At 68.9% G+C, this 14,727-nt stretch carries 13 protein-coding genes; 2 read left to right on the top strand and 11 right to left on the bottom strand.

The annotated features are described in order from the left end of the window. Positions 1-16 precede the first annotated feature (16 nt). From ACCD11_RS09775 to ACCD11_RS09750, 6 genes are all read right to left on the bottom strand, one after another. Positions 17-1,003, bottom strand: a complete 987-nt coding sequence (locus ACCD11_RS09775; RefSeq protein ID WP_413313702.1) for a hypothetical protein — start codon at positions 1,001-1,003, stop codon at positions 17-19. Between the two features lie 12 nt (positions 1,004-1,015). Beyond that, positions 1,016-2,236: an MFS transporter gene (locus ACCD11_RS09770; RefSeq protein ID WP_413313701.1), complete on the bottom strand. Its 1,221-nt coding sequence runs from the start codon at positions 2,234-2,236 to the stop codon at positions 1,016-1,018. Between the two features lie 97 nt (positions 2,237-2,333). Next, entirely contained in the window at positions 2,334-3,260 is a 927-nt protein-coding gene (locus tag ACCD11_RS09765) for a VTT domain-containing protein (protein ID WP_237726160.1), read from the bottom strand. 262 nt (positions 3,261-3,522) lie between these two features. Then, positions 3,523-4,533, bottom strand: coding sequence for an aldo/keto reductase (locus tag ACCD11_RS09760; protein ID WP_413313700.1), 1,011 nt, complete (start codon positions 4,531-4,533; stop codon positions 3,523-3,525). Between the two features lie 84 nt (positions 4,534-4,617). Beyond that, positions 4,618-6,171 carry an alkaline phosphatase D family protein gene (locus tag ACCD11_RS09755; protein WP_413313699.1) on the bottom strand — a complete coding sequence of 518 codons (1,554 nt, stop codon included), beginning with the start codon at positions 6,169-6,171 and terminating at the stop codon, positions 4,618-4,620. Between the two features lie 60 nt (positions 6,172-6,231). Continuing rightward, positions 6,232-7,488, bottom strand: coding sequence for a plastocyanin/azurin family copper-binding protein (locus ACCD11_RS09750; protein WP_413313698.1), 1,257 nt, complete (start codon positions 7,486-7,488; stop codon positions 6,232-6,234). 142 nt (positions 7,489-7,630) lie between these two features. Here ACCD11_RS09750 and ACCD11_RS09745 point away from each other — a divergent pair, with 142 nt between their 5' ends. Continuing rightward, positions 7,631-8,206, top strand: a complete 576-nt coding sequence (locus ACCD11_RS09745; protein ID WP_007837233.1) for a sigma-70 family RNA polymerase sigma factor — start codon at positions 7,631-7,633, stop codon at positions 8,204-8,206. Then, on the top strand, positions 8,193-8,879 hold the full coding sequence (locus ACCD11_RS09740) for an anti-sigma factor family protein (protein WP_413313697.1): 687 nt from the start codon (positions 8,193-8,195) through the stop codon (positions 8,877-8,879). The genes ACCD11_RS09745 and ACCD11_RS09740 overlap by 14 nt, the downstream gene beginning before the upstream one ends. Before the next feature lie 12 nt (positions 8,880-8,891). On the opposite strand, the gene ACCD11_RS09735 is transcribed toward ACCD11_RS09740, so the two are convergent. The 5 genes from ACCD11_RS09735 to urtB form a co-directional block, all read right to left on the bottom strand. After that, on the bottom strand, positions 8,892-10,142 hold the full coding sequence (locus tag ACCD11_RS09735) for an MFS transporter (protein WP_413313696.1): 1,251 nt from the start codon (positions 10,140-10,142) through the stop codon (positions 8,892-8,894). Between the two features lie 132 nt (positions 10,143-10,274). Continuing rightward, a complete protein-coding gene (gene urtE / locus ACCD11_RS09730) occupies positions 10,275-10,967 on the bottom strand; it encodes an urea ABC transporter ATP-binding subunit UrtE (RefSeq protein ID WP_413313695.1) in 693 nt (230 codons plus the stop codon). Positions 10,968-10,979: 12 nt separating this feature from the next. After that, a complete protein-coding gene (gene urtD, locus ACCD11_RS09725; protein ID WP_007837229.1) occupies positions 10,980-11,858 on the bottom strand; it encodes an urea ABC transporter ATP-binding protein UrtD in 879 nt (292 codons plus the stop codon). Beyond that, positions 11,855-13,093: an urea ABC transporter permease subunit UrtC gene (urtC, locus tag ACCD11_RS09720; protein ID WP_413313693.1), complete on the bottom strand. Its 1,239-nt coding sequence runs from the start codon at positions 13,091-13,093 to the stop codon at positions 11,855-11,857. Before urtC ends, urtD begins: the two co-directional genes overlap by 4 nt. Then, on the bottom strand, positions 13,090-14,637 hold the full coding sequence (urtB, locus tag ACCD11_RS09715) for an urea ABC transporter permease subunit UrtB (RefSeq protein ID WP_413313692.1): 1,548 nt from the start codon (positions 14,635-14,637) through the stop codon (positions 13,090-13,092). The genes urtC and urtB overlap by 4 nt, the downstream gene beginning before the upstream one ends. Positions 14,638-14,727 lie beyond the last annotated feature (90 nt).

Here is a 14,727-nt window from a genome sequence, read left to right as displayed (position 1 = left end):
CCGCCTGGCCGGCTTTTCAGAACTCGGGGTTCGTCAGTGGCAGCAAAGCGCGGTCGTTCAGGGCGTCCAGCAGCGCATCTTGATCGGCGCCGCCTTCGAGCATCAGGTCCAGGTTCTTTCCCGTCTGCGGCCGAATGGCAAGAAAGCTGAACTCGTAGCCGAGGCCGCTTGCACGGCGGCGGCTGATACGGGCCTGCCGCAGGTCGGCTTGCCAGCTGCCGTCGGTGCTGCGCAACTGCACACCGTCGAGTTCGAAGGCGCGCACCCGCGAGGGCGCGAAAGTGCTGACCTGCGAGAAGGGAATGAACCACACGAGCCATGCAGCCAGCGGCACGACCACGCACAGCCCCACCATGGTCTTCAGAAAGCCCGCGTCGGAAGCATTGAGCAGCAGCGCAATGGCCGCCGCACCCGCCAGAGCGTAGCCCGCCGCAATCCAGGCCTGGAAACAACGCCAGCAGAAAACCACGGCGCGGCTTTGCAGCACGCCTGTGGCCGTCGGCGTGGGGCAGGCTCGAAGCGAGAGGTAGTGGTTGAGGGCCGGCACCAGGTCATCGACGGGCACCGTCAGCATCAGCTTCTTGAAGGGCCGGGTATGAACGATCAGGTAGTTGTCGCTGTCGGGAATGCCCTCGAAGGTCAGCACGTCGATCCAGTCGACGTGGCCGAGCCCTTGCACCGAGAGGCCGCTTTCGTCGACGTCGACCTGCACGCTTTCGTTGAAGGGCTTGGGCCGGCGCTCGCCGGGTTTCAACCAGCGCGCCTCGAGCCAGAGCCACGCGCGCACGACGACCACCAAACCCACCAGCCACAGCGCGAAGAGGGCAAGCCAGGCCACCATGCCCAATGCGATGTACCAACCCGTCGCCTCCAGGTCGATGACCCATACACCTGCAACGCCCATCAACAATGTGTAGGCCGTACAGAGCAACAAGATGGGCCAGATCAGGGCGGCGTCGTGCTGGGTGACCTGGATGCGCCGCGAAAAAACCGGAGGGCTCATTGAATGCCGCGGCTACCGTCCAACGGCGATGCCCACGGCCCGCGGGCGGAACTCGGTCGCGTAGTACAGCAGCGCCAGCAGCACATACCCGCCGCCCAGCAGGCACAGCCCGCTCCATCCGTGGAAGGCATACACGGCCGCCGCAATGCCCGAGGCCACCGCCGCGCAGATGAAGATGAAGGTCATGAATAGCCCGTTGAGCCGGCCGCGCAGCTCCGGCGCCAGCATGAACAGGCTGCGGAAGTTGAGCACCTGGCACAGCTGCACAGCCCCGTCGAGCAGGATGCCCGCCGCGACCAGCCCGGCCACCGAGCGGTAGTGCATGGCGACCGCACCGAGCACGAAGGACAGCAGCGCGACGACGATGGCTGCGCCGGTCGCAGGCCGCGTCCACCCCCGGTCGGCCAGCCGGCCCGCCACCGGCGCGAGCAAGGCGCCAGCGGCGCCGGCCAGCGCGAACAGCGCAATGCCGCGCTGTCCCATGCCGAACTCGTGCACCAGCGCCAGCGGCACGGCAGTCCAGAAGGCCTGGAAGGCGGAGAACATCATCCCCTGGTAGAAGCCGCGCCGGCGCAGCAGCGGCGTGTTCAGCACGATGCCGGGCAGCGAGGCCATGGTGCGCGCATAGCCCACCGAGGCATGCGGCCGGCGCTGCGGCAGCACGCGCCACAGCACGGCAATGAGCGTGGCCATCAGCGCGGCCGAGAGCCAGAACACCGCGCGCCAGCCCAGCGCGGAAGCCACCACGCTGGCAAAGGGCCGCGCCAGCATGATCCCGCCCAGCAGGCCGGCCATGATGTTGCCGACCACCTTGCCGCGCGTGGCCTCGGGCGCGAGGTGCGAGGCGAAGGGCAGCAGCACCTGCGCCGCGACCGCGCATGCGCCCACCACGAACGAGGCCACGAGGAAGGTGATGGCGGAGTTCGAAAGCGCGATGCCCACCAGCCCGATCACCGCGCCGACCAGCGCGCCCACGATGAGCTTGCGGTTCTCGACCACGTCGGCCAGCGGCACCAGCAGCAGCAGGCCGGCGCCGTAGCCGAGTTGCGTCAACGTCATGATCAGGCCGGCCAGCCCGGCATGCAGTTGCAGCGTGTCGGAGATGGGGCCGATCAACGGCTGGGCGTAGTAGATGTTGGCCACGCACAGGCCGCAGGCGATGGCGAAGACCAGCGTGAGAGCGGGCGTAAGACCGGCCGGAGAAGCAGAAGCTCTGGAGGCGGAAGAAGACATGAGGAGTCCCGGTTCGAGAGGGCAACCTTAGGGGTTAACCCGAAGCCGGGGGACCATATCACGGGAGGCCGATTCCTGCTGCGCGCAGGCCTTGCGGTCAGTCCACGCTCGTGGGCCTGCCCGAGGCCACCCACGCATCGAGCCCGCCCGTCAGCGGCAGCGCCCGCCGCGCCCCGCGTGCCAGCAGCACGCGCGCGGCCTGCGCGGCCGACACCTCGTTGGGGCAATTGCAGTACAGCACCACGTCGCGCCCTGCCGCGTGCGACAGGTCGAGGCTGCGCTGCTGCAGCGCCTTGAGCGTGTACGACTGCGCTCCCGGAATGCGGCGCGGATCGACCTGCACGCCGGCCTGCCCGCGCACGTCGATCACCAGCGGCGGCTCCTCGCCGTTCAGCAGTTCGTGCAGCTCTTCCACCGAGATGCGCGGCATGCCCGTGAGCCGCATGAAAGCGCGCCGGCGCCAGTAGCGCACCGCGAGGATCACCACCAGCACAAGAGCCACTGCCGCGGTGGCGATGCCGCCGGCCTGCGCCAGCACGGCCAGCACCTCCTGGATCTGGTTGCGAAACACCCAGCCCAGCCCGAGGAACAGCCCCGTCCAGACCAGCGCCGCGCCCACGTCGAAGCCGATGAAGCGCCGCACCGACATGCCCAGCGCCCCGGCCATCGGCGGCGCCACCACCGACACGCCCGGCACGAACTTGGCAGCCACGAGCGAGAGGCCGCCCCAATCGGTGATGAGCGATTCGCCGCGCCGCACGCAGGTGTCGGGCGACAGCGAGATGCGGCACAGCATGCGCATGAAGCGGTAGCCGAAGCGCCGCCCGGCATAGAACCACGCACCGTCGCCCAGCAGGTTGGCGATGACGGCGGCCATCACCACGCCGGGCACCGAGACATCGCCGGCTGCCAGCAGCGCGCCTGTCAGCACGAGCACCGCGGCCGCCGGCACGGGCAGCCCAAGCCGCGCGGCGAAGCTGGCGGCAAACACCACCAGGATCGCGTTCTGCACGAGCAGGGACATCAGCTGCGCCATGGCTGCCTTTGTGGCCCGGATGCCGGTCGAAGTTGCGGGGATTGCGTGCGGTTCATGCCGGCAGCGATTCTCAGGCATGGCCCAAGAACGTACCGTGCGCGGGCCATTGCCGAATGGTTTTCGGTTTTGCTCCCTCCCCTCCTGGGGGAGGGTTGGGGTGGGGGCGCGACGGCGATGGAAAAAGCGGCGCCTGTGCGAAGGCCTGCCCCCATCCCAGCCTTCCTCCAGAGGGGGAAGGAGCAAGACGAACTCAGCGCGGGGCGTCGCCCTTGCGGTATTCGGCAGTCAGTTCGTCGAGCTTCTGCTTCAGCGCCGGATCAAGCTTGTATTCGGCGGCGGCCAGCGTCGCATCCAGCTGATCGGGCCGGCTCGCACCCAGCAGAGGCGCGGTGATCAGCGGATTCGCCATGACCCACGCCACCGCCAACGTGGCCAGCGGCACGCCGGCCTCGTCCGCCAGCCTGTGCAGCTGGGCCACGGTGTTGAAGCTGCGCTCGTTCCAGTAGCGGTCCTGGTACATGCCGCCGGCGGTGCCGAGCGTGAAGCGCGTGTTCTCCTCCGGCTTCGCTCCGGGCTTGTACTTGCCAGTCAGCAATCCGCCGGCCAGCGGGTTATAGGGAATCACGCCCAGGCCTTCCTCGCTGGCCAGCGGCAGCAGCTCGCGCTCAATCTCGCGGAACAGCAGGCTGTAGCGCGGCTGCACCGACACGTAGCGCGTGAGCTTGAGCAGCTCGGCCTTGCCCAGCGCGCGCGCCAGCCGGTAGGCCAGGAAGTTCGACACGCCGATGTAGCGCGCCCGCCCCGACTTCACGATCACGTCGAGCGCCTCCAGGCTCTCTTCGAGCGGCGTCTCGCGATCGTCGCTGTGCAGCTGGTACAGGTCGACGTGGTCGGTCTGCAGCCGCTTGAGCGAAGCATCGATGGCGTCCAGCAGGTGCTTGCGCGACGCGCCCTGGTCCCAGCTGTTCGGGCCGACCTTGCCGACCGCCTTGGTGGCGACGACGAAGCGGCGGCGGCCCGCGGGGCCCTGCTTTTGCAGCCAGCGGCCGATGATTTCCTCGGTGCGGCCGGTGGTCTCGACCGTGCCGCCGAGCGGGTACACGTCGGCAGTGTCGAGGAAGTTGATGCCGCCTTCGGCCGCCTTGTCGAGGATCTGGTGCGACACCGTCTCGTCGGTCTGCAGGCCGAAAGTCATGGTGCCGAGGGCGAGCCGCGACACGGTGAGGCCTGTGCGGCCGAGACGGATGGTGGGAATGCTCATGGGGTCTCGCTCCGAGGAAGAGAGGGATGAAGAATGGCGCGGCCATCATAGGCACGGCCGCGCGATCCTGCAGGCGGCGGAGATTCAGGTGGTTTCGAGATGCACGCCGGGCGCGCCCCGGGCCACCGAGAAGCGGGCCATGGGCGCCACGGCCGAATCGGCGTTCTTCTCGTCCTCCACCGCGCGGAACTCGACCTCGCAGCCGCGGGCATCGAGCGTCACGAGCGCGTAGCCGCGCTTGTCGCCGCGGCCGTAGCACAGGTGCTCGTTCTTCGCGAGCATGTTCGCCACGTTGGCGGCACTCGGCCCTTCGGAGGTGATGGCGCCGCCGACGAATTCGGTCGCCACCGCCGGCCCTTGCGCCTCGCGCCGCAGGTCGGCGGCCCAGAAGGCGTGCACGTCGCCGCTCGCGACCAGCGCGTTGCCGCCGCGCGCCTTGTGTGCGGCCAGCCCGTCGAGCAGGCGCGCGCGGGCGGCGGCGTAGCCGTCCCATCCGTCCATCCAGTAGCCGTGCTCGGGGCCGCGCTTGCGGTCGGCCTCGGCGAGCAGCGTGGGCTGGGCGAGCACGGTCCACTGCGCGGGTGGCGCCGCGAGTTCGCGCGCGAGCCACGCCTCTTGCGCCGCGCCGAAGAAGCTGCGTTCGGGCGCGAGCCGGCCGGGGCAGTCGGCCAGCGGCGACGCGCCGCGGCCCGCGAGGCAGGCGTGGTGCGAGCGGTACTGGCGTCCGTCGGTCAGCAGCACGTCGAGCATGCGGCCGAAGCGATGGCGGCCGTAGATGGTGGCGTCGGGCCCGCGCGGGCGCATGCTGGCGGGCACCGGCATGTGCTCGTACCACGCCTGGTAGGCGGCCGCGCGAATCGCGAGGAATTGTGCGGGGTCGACGGTGCGCGGCGATAAATCGTTCGCGTAGTCGTTGGCCACTTCGTGGTCGTCCCAGGTCACGAGCCAGGGAAAGGCGGCATGCGCGGCCTGCAGGTGCGGGTCGGTCTTGTAGAGCGCGTAGCGTTCGCGGAACCCGGCCAGCTGCGTGGGAATGCCGCCCTCGTGGCGCCGCACGTGGCGCGAGCCCCAGGAGCTTTCGTAGATGTAGTCGCCGAGATGCACCACGAAGTCCAGCGGCTGCGCGGCCATGTCGCGGTAGGCGGCGTAGTAGCCCTGCTCGTACTGCTGGCAGGAGGCGAAGGCGAAGCGCAGCGGCTGCTGCGTCCCGTCGTCCTCGGCGGGCGTGGTGCGCGTGCGTCCGATCGGGCTGCGTGCGCCGCCGGCCGTGAAGCGATACCAGTAAGGGCGGCCCGGCGACAGCCCCTGCACTTCGACATGCACCGAGTGCGCAAGCTCGGCCATAGCGATCGCCGAGCCCTTCGCCACGACGCGCCTGAAGCCCTCGTCGTCGGCGACTTCCCATCGCACCTCGACGGGCGTATCGCCCATGCCGCCGCCCTGCAGCGGCTCTGGCGCCAGGCGTGTCCAGAGCACGAAGCCGTCGGCGCACGGCACGCCCGAGGCCACGCCCAGCGTGAACGGATCGCGCGACGCCGTGGCCGGCTGCGCATTCAGCCGCAGGAACGGATGGCCCAGCGAAGCGGCGGCCAGCCCGCCGCACAGCAGGCGTCGGCGCGAGAGTCTTTCTTCCTTCATCCGGGGCAATGTCCCCCGGTTCGCTCGCCCCTGTCAATCGGGCCGGATGAAAGCCGACAGTCAGGACCCTGGCTGCGAGCCCACCACCGTGACCCGCGCCGTCATGTACGGATGCACCGAGCAGACATAGTCGTACACGCCCGGCTTGTCGAAGACGCGGGCGAAGGCCTTGCCGGGCAGCAGCAGGTCGATGCCCGTCGAGCCGTCCTTGAAGACCAGGCCGTGCGGCGCGCCGTCGTCGTTCTGCCAGCTCACGCGCTGGCCGGCCTTGACGGTGATCTGCGCGGGCTCGAAGGCGAAGTTGCGGATGGCCACGTGTGCCGAGCCGCCTGCGTGCGCGCCTTCGGAAGCTGCCGTGCGCTGCAACGCGATCTTGCGCGGCGCGTTGCCCACCGCCACCGTGTGCATGGGCCCGCCGGCAAGGTCGACCACGCTGACGTCGTTCGAGCCCTCGTTGCTCACCCACAGCTTCTTGCCGTCCGCCGACAGGTCGAGCCAGTGCGGCTGCTTGCCCACAGGGATGCTGCGCACCGCCGCGTGCGTGGCCGGATCGAACAACATGACCTCGCCCGGCCCCTGCACCACCACCACACCGCTCGCCATGCCCATGAAGTGCTGCGCGATGTGCGGCGACACGCCCGTGGGAACCGGCGCGCCCCACTGGTTGGTGGCGGGGTCGAGCACCTGCACGGCGGCCACGCCGGCCAGCGTGAGGTACAGCGCCTTGCCGTCATGGCTGAACTCGAGGTCGCGCGGCGGCTTGTCGAGCGGGATCTGCGTGACCACGGCGCGCGTCGCCATGTCGATGACCACCAGCGCGAAGTGCCCCGGCTCCTGCGAAGCGACGTAGGCCTGCCGCCCGTCGGGCCGGATGGCGATGGTGTGCGGCTTGGGCACCGGCACGGTGGCGCTCACGCCGTGGGCCGAGGTGTCGACAAAGGCCACGCGGTCGTCGCCGTTGACGGCCACCAGCAGCCACTTGCCGTCGGTGGTCATGGCCAGGCCCTGCGGCCCCTTGCCCACGTCGATGGCGCGCGTGACGCGGTCGCTCGCGGCGTCGATCTCGCTCACGGCAGCGGCGCCCGAGCCGCTCACGAACACGCTGCGCCCGTTGGGCGCGACGATGATGCCGTCGGGCCCCGCCGCCACAGGCAGCGTGGCGACGACGCGCTCGGTGCCGGTGTCGATCACGCTGACGGTGCTGTCCTTGAAGTTGCCGACATAGGCCTTGGGGCCTGCTGCAAGCGCGGCGGCGGCCGAAGCCGCCAGGGCCGCAAAGATGACGAGGATGCGCGCGAAGCCGGGCATGGCGATCATGGTGAAGACCTCCTGGAAGAAGAAAGAAGAAGCAGAATCCGCAGAGGGCATGACGCATGGCATGCCCTACTTATTCCGGCGGGGGCCGAAAAAAGCTGGAATAAAAAACCGGGCTGCCACGTCATGCAGGAAGAAGGAGCCCTTGAGCCTGTCGACCGACCGCACACGCCAGTTCGAAGCCGCCGCGCTGCCGCATCTCGATGCGGCATGGAACCTTGCGCGCTGGCTGCTGCGCGACGACCAGCTGGCCGACGACGCGGTGCAGGAGGCTTATCTGCGCGCGTTCCGGTTCTTCGATGGGCTGCGCGGCGAGAGCGCCCGGCCGTGGCTGCTGGGCATCGTGCGCAACGCCTGCTACGACTGGATGCGGCAGAACCGGCAGCTCGCCGACCAGGTGGAGTTCGACGAGCTGCGCGACAGCGAGGCGGTTTCAGCACCCTCCTCGCCCGAAGCCGGCGATCCGGCGCGGCAGTGGGAGCAGCGCGCGCAGGGCGAGCGAATCAACGCCGCCATCGACGCGCTGCCGCCGGTGTACCGCGAGGTGATCGTGCTGCGCGAGCTGGAGGAGATGCGCTACGAGGACATCGCGCGCATCGCGGGCGTGCCGCTGGGCACCGTCATGTCGCGGCTGTCGCGCGCGCGGGCGATGCTGCGCGAGAGCCTGCGCGACGAACGTCCCGGCGACGCGGGAGGAAGGACACGCCATGTCAATGTCTGACGAGGAACTGGGCACGCTGATCCGACGCCATGCCGCGCGGCACATGCCGCCCGAGGGGCTGGCCGCGCGCATCGGGCAGGCGGTGCGTGCAGAGGAAGCTGTGGCCGCCTCGCCCACGCCTGCACCCGCGCCTGTGCGGCGAAACCGGGGCCTGTGGCAGGGGCTGGCATGGTTCGGCACCGGCGCGGCCACGGCCTGGGGCCTGGCGCTCGTGCTTCTGGCAACGCCGGTGCCGCCTTCGGACGCTCTCGCCGAGGGCGTCACCGCCAACCATGTGCGCTCGCTGATGGCATCGCACCTGGCCGACGTGGCCTCGTCCGACCATCACGCAGTCAAGCCGTGGTTCGCCGGCAAGCTCGACTTTTCACCGCCGGTGGTCGACCTTGCCGCGGAGGGCTTTCCGCTCGCGGGCGGGCGGCTCGACTACCTGGACGGGCGCACGGTGGCGGCGCTGGTCTACCGCTCGGGGCCGCACGTCATCAACCTGTTCGTGTGGCCGGCTGCGGATGCAAAGGTGCAGGCGCCGGTGCTCTCCGCGCGGCAGGGCTACCAGCTCGTGCACTGGACCCAGGGCGGCATGCAGGCCTGGGCCGTGTCGGATCTCAATGCAGCCGAGTTGCAGAACTTCGCGGCGCTGCTGCGCGAGCGCACCGCGACGCCCGCTGCGAAGTAGCCGGCAGCCGGCTCAGAAGGCGATGGCGGCCGGCCGGCGTGCGGCGGCACGGGCGCTTGCGATCGCCCAGCCGAAGATGCCCAGGCCCGCCAGAGCGAGCAGTGCGCCGACCCAGCCGGTCGAAGTCCAGCCCAGCCCGGCGGAAATCGCCACACCGCCGAGCCATGCGCCGAGCGCGTTGGCCATGTTGAAGGCCGAGTGGTTGAGCGCGGCGGCGAGCGTCTGCGCGTCGCCGGCCACGTCCATCAGGCGGATCTGCAGGGCCGGGCCGATGGCCACGGTCGAGCCGATGAGGAACACGGTGAATGCTGCAGCCACGACGTGGTGCGCCGCGAAGGTGAACACCGCGAGCACCAGCGCCGCATAGGCCAGGACACCGCCGATGGTGCGCATCAGCGACTTGTCGGCCAGCCGCGAGCCCACGAGGTTGCCCACCACCATGCCGAGGCCGAAGAGCGCGAGCACGATGGGCACGCCGCCCACCGGCATGCCGGCCACCTCGATCAGCGTGGGCTTGATGTAGCTGAACACCGAGAACATGCCGCCGAAGCCGATGGCCGCGATGCCCAGCGTGAACCACACCTGCTTGCGCCTGAGCGCGCCGAGTTCGCGCCAGGGGCTGGCGCCGGCGGCGGGCGCCATGTCGGGAATGTCGCGGCGAAGCAGCGCGATGGCCACCAGCGCGATGAGGCCCACGAACACGAAGGCCGCGCGCCAGCCGAAGAACTGGCCCAGCCATGCCGCGATGGGCACGCCCACCAGCGTGGCACCGGTGAGCCCCAGCATCACGAGCCCCACGGCCCGCGCGCGGCGCCCCGGCGGAGCGAGCGTGGCGGCCACCAGCGCGGCCACGCCGAAATAGGTGCCGTGCGGCAGTCCGGCGGCGAAGCGCAGCAGGTTCAGCAGCAGGTAGTTGGGAGCCGCGGCGCTGGCGAAGTTGCCGGCCGCGAACACGGCCATGAGCGCGATCAGCAGCGCGCGGCGGCGCCAGCCGGCGGCCAGCACCGCGAGCACCGGCGCGCCGATCACCACGCCGAGCGCATAGGCGCTGATGACGTGGCCGGCCTGCGGGATGCTCACGCCGATGTCCCGCGCGACCTCGGGCAGCAGGCCCATGATGACGAACTCGCCGGTGCCGATGGCGAAGCCGCCGACGCCAAGCGCGAGCACCGCGCGCAGGAAGTTGGCGGGCTTGCCCGAAGGCAGGGAAAAGGAAGAAATGTCGGTGACCGCGCTGTCCAGCGCGGGTGGGGAGGCGTTCAAGGCCAGGCTCCTGGGAGGGGTGCCCGGCGGCCGCGGGCAAGGCGCGATTTTAGGGTAAACCCTGAAATCGCGCCGATACGCAATTGCCGAAGACCTTGTACTGGCAGGGCCGCGAGGGCCTGGCCAGTGGGCTCAGATCGCCACCAGTTGCCGCACGCCCTGCGCTTCCATGTCCTTGCCGAGGCCTCGCGCGATGATCTCGCCGCGCTCCATCACGAGGTAGTCGTCGGCCAGCTCCTGCGCGAAGTCGTAGTACTGCTCGCACAGCACGATGGCCATGTCGCCGCGGTCGGCCAGCATGCGGATGACGCGGCCGATGTCCTTGATGATGCTGGGCTGGATGCCCTCGGTGGGTTCGTCGAGGATCAGCAGGCGCGGCTTGGGCGCCAGCGCCCGGGCGATGGCCAACTGCTGCTGCTGGCCGCCGGAGAGGTCGCCGCCCCTTCTGTTGATCATCTGCTTGAGCACGGGGAACAGCTCGAACAGTTCCTGCGGGATGGGCGTGCTGCCGCTCTTGTAGGCGAGGCCCATGCGCAGGTTTTCTTCCACCGTGAGCCTGGCGAAGATTTCGCGGCCTTGAGGGACGAAGCCGATGCCGTCCCTGGCCCTGTCGTAGGGCGTGGCCTTTTGGATCGGCTTGCCTTCGAGTTCGATGCTGCCGCTCTTGATGGGGACGAGGCCCATCAGCGACTTGAGCAGCGTGGTCTTGCCTACGCCGTTGCGGCCGAGCAGCACGGTGACCTTGCCGAGCGTGGCCTCGAAGCTCACGTCGCGCAGGATGTGGGAGCCGCCGTAGTACTGGTGGATGTTCTTGACTGTGAGCATGGGTTCGGTTCCTCAGCGGCCGAGATAGACCTCGATCACGCGCTCGTCGGCCTGCACTTCGTCCAGCGTGCCCTGCGCAAGCACGGAGCCGTCGCACAGCACGGTGACGATCTCGGAGATGGTGCGAATGAAGCTCATGTCGTGCTCCACCACCATCAGCGAGTGCTTGCCCTTGAGCGTGAGGAACAGCTCCGCCGTGCGCGCCGTTTCCTCGTCGGTCATGCCGGCCACAGGCTCGTCGAGCAGCAGCAGCTTCGGGTCCTGCATCAGCAGCATGCCGATTTCGAGCCACTGCTTCTGGCCGTGACTCAGGTTGCCGGCCAGGCGCGACACGCTGTCGGCGAGGTGGATGGTCTGCAGCACTTCGGCCAGCCGGTCGCTCTGCGCCGAGTCGAGCCTGAACAGCATCGACGCGCGCACGCCCTTGTCGGTCTTCAGCGCGAGCTCGAGGTTCTCGAACACGGTCAGGTGCTCGAACACCGTCGGCTTCTGGAACTTGCGGCCGATGCCCAGCTGGGCGATGTCGGCTTCGCGGTGGCGCAGCAGGTCGATGGTGCTGCCGAAAAACACGGTGCCTTCGTCAGGCCGCGTCTTGCCGGTGATGATGTCCATCATCGTGGTCTTGCCCGCACCGTTGGGGCCGATGATGCAGCGCAGTTCGCCGGGCGCAATGTCGAGCGACAGCTTGTTGATGGCCTTGAAGCCGTCGAAGCTCACGCTCACGTCCTCGAGGTAGAGGATGCGGCCATGGGTGACGTCGACCTCGCCCGGCGTGACGTGACGGCCGAAGTCGGCGGCGCGGCCACCCGATTCGGTGCTGCCGCTGTCGTAGGGCATGCCGCGGGCGCGTGCGGCGCGCTCGGCGCCAGCTTCCATCAGGTCGGGGGTCATGCGCGTGCTCCCTTCGGTTCGGCGCCCAGCGGCGCGTGCAGCGATTCCGGCTCCATGCCCTGCGAGGCGGCGAGTGCGCGTTGCGCTTCTTCGCGGCCGTCGCTCACCGCCGCCGTGGCGCCGGCCGCCGGTGCCTTCTCCCTCGACAACCACTTGCGCACCAGCCCCACGATGCCGTTCGGCAGGAACAGCGTGACGGCAATGAACAGCGCGCCCAGGAAATACAGCCAGTACTCGGGGTACGCCACCGTGAGCCAGCTCTTCGCGCCGTTGACGATGAAGGCGCCGATGATCGGCCCGATCAGCGTGGCGCGCCCGCCCACCGCCGCCCAGATGGCGATCTCGATGGAGTTGGCCGCGCTCATCTCGCCCGGGTTGATGATGCCGACCTGCGGCACGTACAGCGCGCCGGCCACGCCGCACATCACGGCGGAGATCACCCAGATCGTGAGCTTGTACGGCAGCGGGTTGTAGCCCGAGAACATCACGCGCGTCTCCGCGTCGCGGATGGCCTGCAGCACGCGGCCAAACTTGCTGCCGATGAGCCACTTCGCGAACAGGAAGAAGCCCAGCAGCGTGAGGCCGGTGAGCGCGAACAGCGTCATGCGCATCTCCTGCGTGGCGATCGGGATGTTCAGGATGCGCTTGAAGTCGGTGAAACCGTTGTTGCCGCCGAAGCCCGTCTCGTTGCGGAAGAACAGCAGCATGGCCGCGAAGGTCATGGCCTGCGTGATGATCGAGAAGTACACGCCCTTGATGCGCGAACGGAAGGCGAAGAAGCCGAACACGAAGGCGATGAGGCCCGGCACCGCGACGACCAGAATCAGCGTGGCGATGAAGCTGTCGCTGAAGGTCCAGTGCCAGGGCAGCGTCTTCCAGTCGAGGAACACCATGAAGTCCGGCAGGTCGCTCTTGTAGTTGCCGTCGCGGCCGATCTGGCGCATGAGGTACATGCCCATCATGTAGCCGCCCAGCGCGAAGAACAGGCCGTGGCCCAGCGAGAGGATGCCGGTGTAGCCCCAGATCAGGTCCATGGCCAGCGCGCAGATCGCGTAGCACATGATCTTGCCGACCAGCGCCACCGCGTAGTCGCTCATGTGCAGCGGGCTACCGGCGGGCACCCACATGTTGAGCACCGGCGCCACGGCGCAGACCACGATCAGCGCGACGAAGAAGGCCGTCCAGCCCTTGCCGCTCAGGAGCGGACCTTTGGTTGGCAACACAACCTTGCTCATGCTTCTGCGCTCCGGCCCTTCATCGCGAAGATGCCCTGCGGCCGCTTCTGGATGAAGATGATGATGAAGACAAGCACCGCGATCTTCGCGAGCACCGCGCCCGCCCAGCCTTCGATGAACTTGTTGAGAATGCCCAGCCCCAGCGCCGCATACACGGTGCCCGCGAGCTGGCCGACGCCGCCCATCACGACCACCATGAAGCTGTCGACGATGTAGCTCTGGCCGAGATCAGGGCCGACGTTGCCGATCTGGCTCAGCGCGCAGCCCGCGAGGCCCGCGATGCCGGAGCCGAGCGCGAAGGCGTAGGTGTCGATGCGTGCCGTGTTCACGCCCATGCAGGAGGCGATCGGCCGGTTCTGCGTGACGCCGCGCACGAACAGGCCCAGCCGCGTCTTGCCGATGAGCCATCCCATCGCGAGCAATACCAGCGCCGCAAAAATAATGATGCAGATGCGGTTCCACGGCAGCGTCACGTTGCTCAGCATCGAGAAGCCGCCGCTCATCCAGCCGGGGTTTTCCACGCCGACGTTCTGCGCGCCGAACAGCGTGCGCACGAGTTGCTGCAGCATCAGGCTGATGCCCCAGGTGGCGAGCAGCGTCTCGAGGGGGCGGCCGTAGAGGAAGCGGATCACGCCGCGTTCGAGCACCGCGCCGACCAGCGCCGATGCGAGGAACGACACCGGGATCGCAGCGACGAGGTACAGCCCGAACGTCGACTCGGGCAGGTACTTCTGGAAGATGCCCTGCATCACGTAGGTGGCGTAGGCGCCGATCATCATCAGCTCGCCATGCGCCATGTTGATGACGCCCATCAGCCCGTAGGTGATGGCCAGGCCCAGCGCGGCCAGCAGCAGCACCGAGCCCAGGCTGATGCCGCTGAACACGGCGTTGATGCGGTCGCCCCAGACCAGCGAGCCGTCGATGCTGGCGATGGACGCGACGATGGCGGCCTTGACGTCCGCTTCGGTTTCGTCGCCCAGGCGCTGGTTGAGCAGCAGCTTGGTGTCGGGGTTGCGGTTGCTGCCCAGTTCCTTCGCGGCCACGAGGCGCTTGGCCCTGTCGGCGCTGGTGAGCATGCTGGCGGCGCGCACCAGTTCGAGTTGCGCCTTGATCTTCGGGTTGGTCTCGGCGGCCAGCGCCTTCTCGACCATCGGGATGCGTGATTCGTCGGGCTCCTTGAACAGGGCCTGTGCGGCTTCGGCGCGCACCGCGTCGTCCTTGCTCGTGAGCTTGAGCGCGGCCTGCGCGGCATCGAGCGCGCCGCGCATGAGGTTGTTGTTGACGACGTCTTCGGCGGTGTCGGGCACTTTCAGCTCGGCGCCGGTGACGGGGTCGAAGCCTTTGTCGTCCTTCATCACGAAGACCTTGTCCTCGGTGTACTTGACTGCGTCGTCGGACATCGCCTGGATGAAGGCGGCGGTCTTCTCGTCGGCCGTGAGCACGGCCTTGTTGAGCGCGGCGATGCGGGCTTCGGATTCGCCGGAGGCGATGGCCCGGGCTTCGTCGGCGGTCAGCGCGTGGGCGGCCGATGCCATGAGGAGCATGGCGGCAAAGGCGCAGTGAAGGGTTCGTCGAAGCATCTTGAAAGTGGGATTGGGGTTGGCTCCCTCCCCTTCCGGGGGAGGGTTGGGGTG

Source organism: Variovorax sp. Varisp36 (assembly GCF_047304235.1).
Taxonomy (GTDB): Bacteria; Pseudomonadota; Gammaproteobacteria; order Burkholderiales; family Burkholderiaceae_C; genus Variovorax.
Note: the sequence above shows the minus strand (reverse complement) of the source record. Positions and strands in the feature narration are given on the sequence as shown.

Coding starts and splice junctions, on each gene's coding strand:
- urtE (WP_413313695.1), bottom strand. CDS start 10,967: ATGCTCACAGTCAAGAACATCCACCAGTACTACGGCGGCTCCCACATC.
- ACCD11_RS09755 (WP_413313699.1), bottom strand. CDS start 6,171: ATGAAGGAAGAAAGACTCTCGCGCCGACGCCTGCTGTGCGGCGGGCTG.
- urtC (WP_413313693.1), bottom strand. CDS start 13,093: ATGAGCAAGGTTGTGTTGCCAACCAAAGGTCCGCTCCTGAGCGGCAAG.
- urtB (WP_413313692.1), bottom strand. CDS start 14,637: ATGCTCCTCATGGCATCGGCCGCCCACGCGCTGACCGCCGACGAAGCC.
- ACCD11_RS09740 (WP_413313697.1), top strand. CDS start 8,193: ATGTCAATGTCTGACGAGGAACTGGGCACGCTGATCCGACGCCATGCC.
- ACCD11_RS09770 (WP_413313701.1), bottom strand. CDS start 2,236: ATGTCTTCTTCCGCCTCCAGAGCTTCTGCTTCTCCGGCCGGTCTTACG.
- ACCD11_RS09765 (WP_237726160.1), bottom strand. CDS start 3,260: ATGTCCCTGCTCGTGCAGAACGCGATCCTGGTGGTGTTTGCCGCCAGC.
- ACCD11_RS09750 (WP_413313698.1), bottom strand. CDS start 7,488: ATGATCGCCATGCCCGGCTTCGCGCGCATCCTCGTCATCTTTGCGGCC.
- ACCD11_RS09775 (WP_413313702.1), bottom strand. CDS start 1,003: ATGAGCCCTCCGGTTTTTTCGCGGCGCATCCAGGTCACCCAGCACGAC.
- urtD (WP_007837229.1), bottom strand. CDS start 11,858: ATGACCCCCGACCTGATGGAAGCTGGCGCCGAGCGCGCCGCACGCGCC.
- ACCD11_RS09760 (WP_413313700.1), bottom strand. CDS start 4,533: ATGAGCATTCCCACCATCCGTCTCGGCCGCACAGGCCTCACCGTGTCG.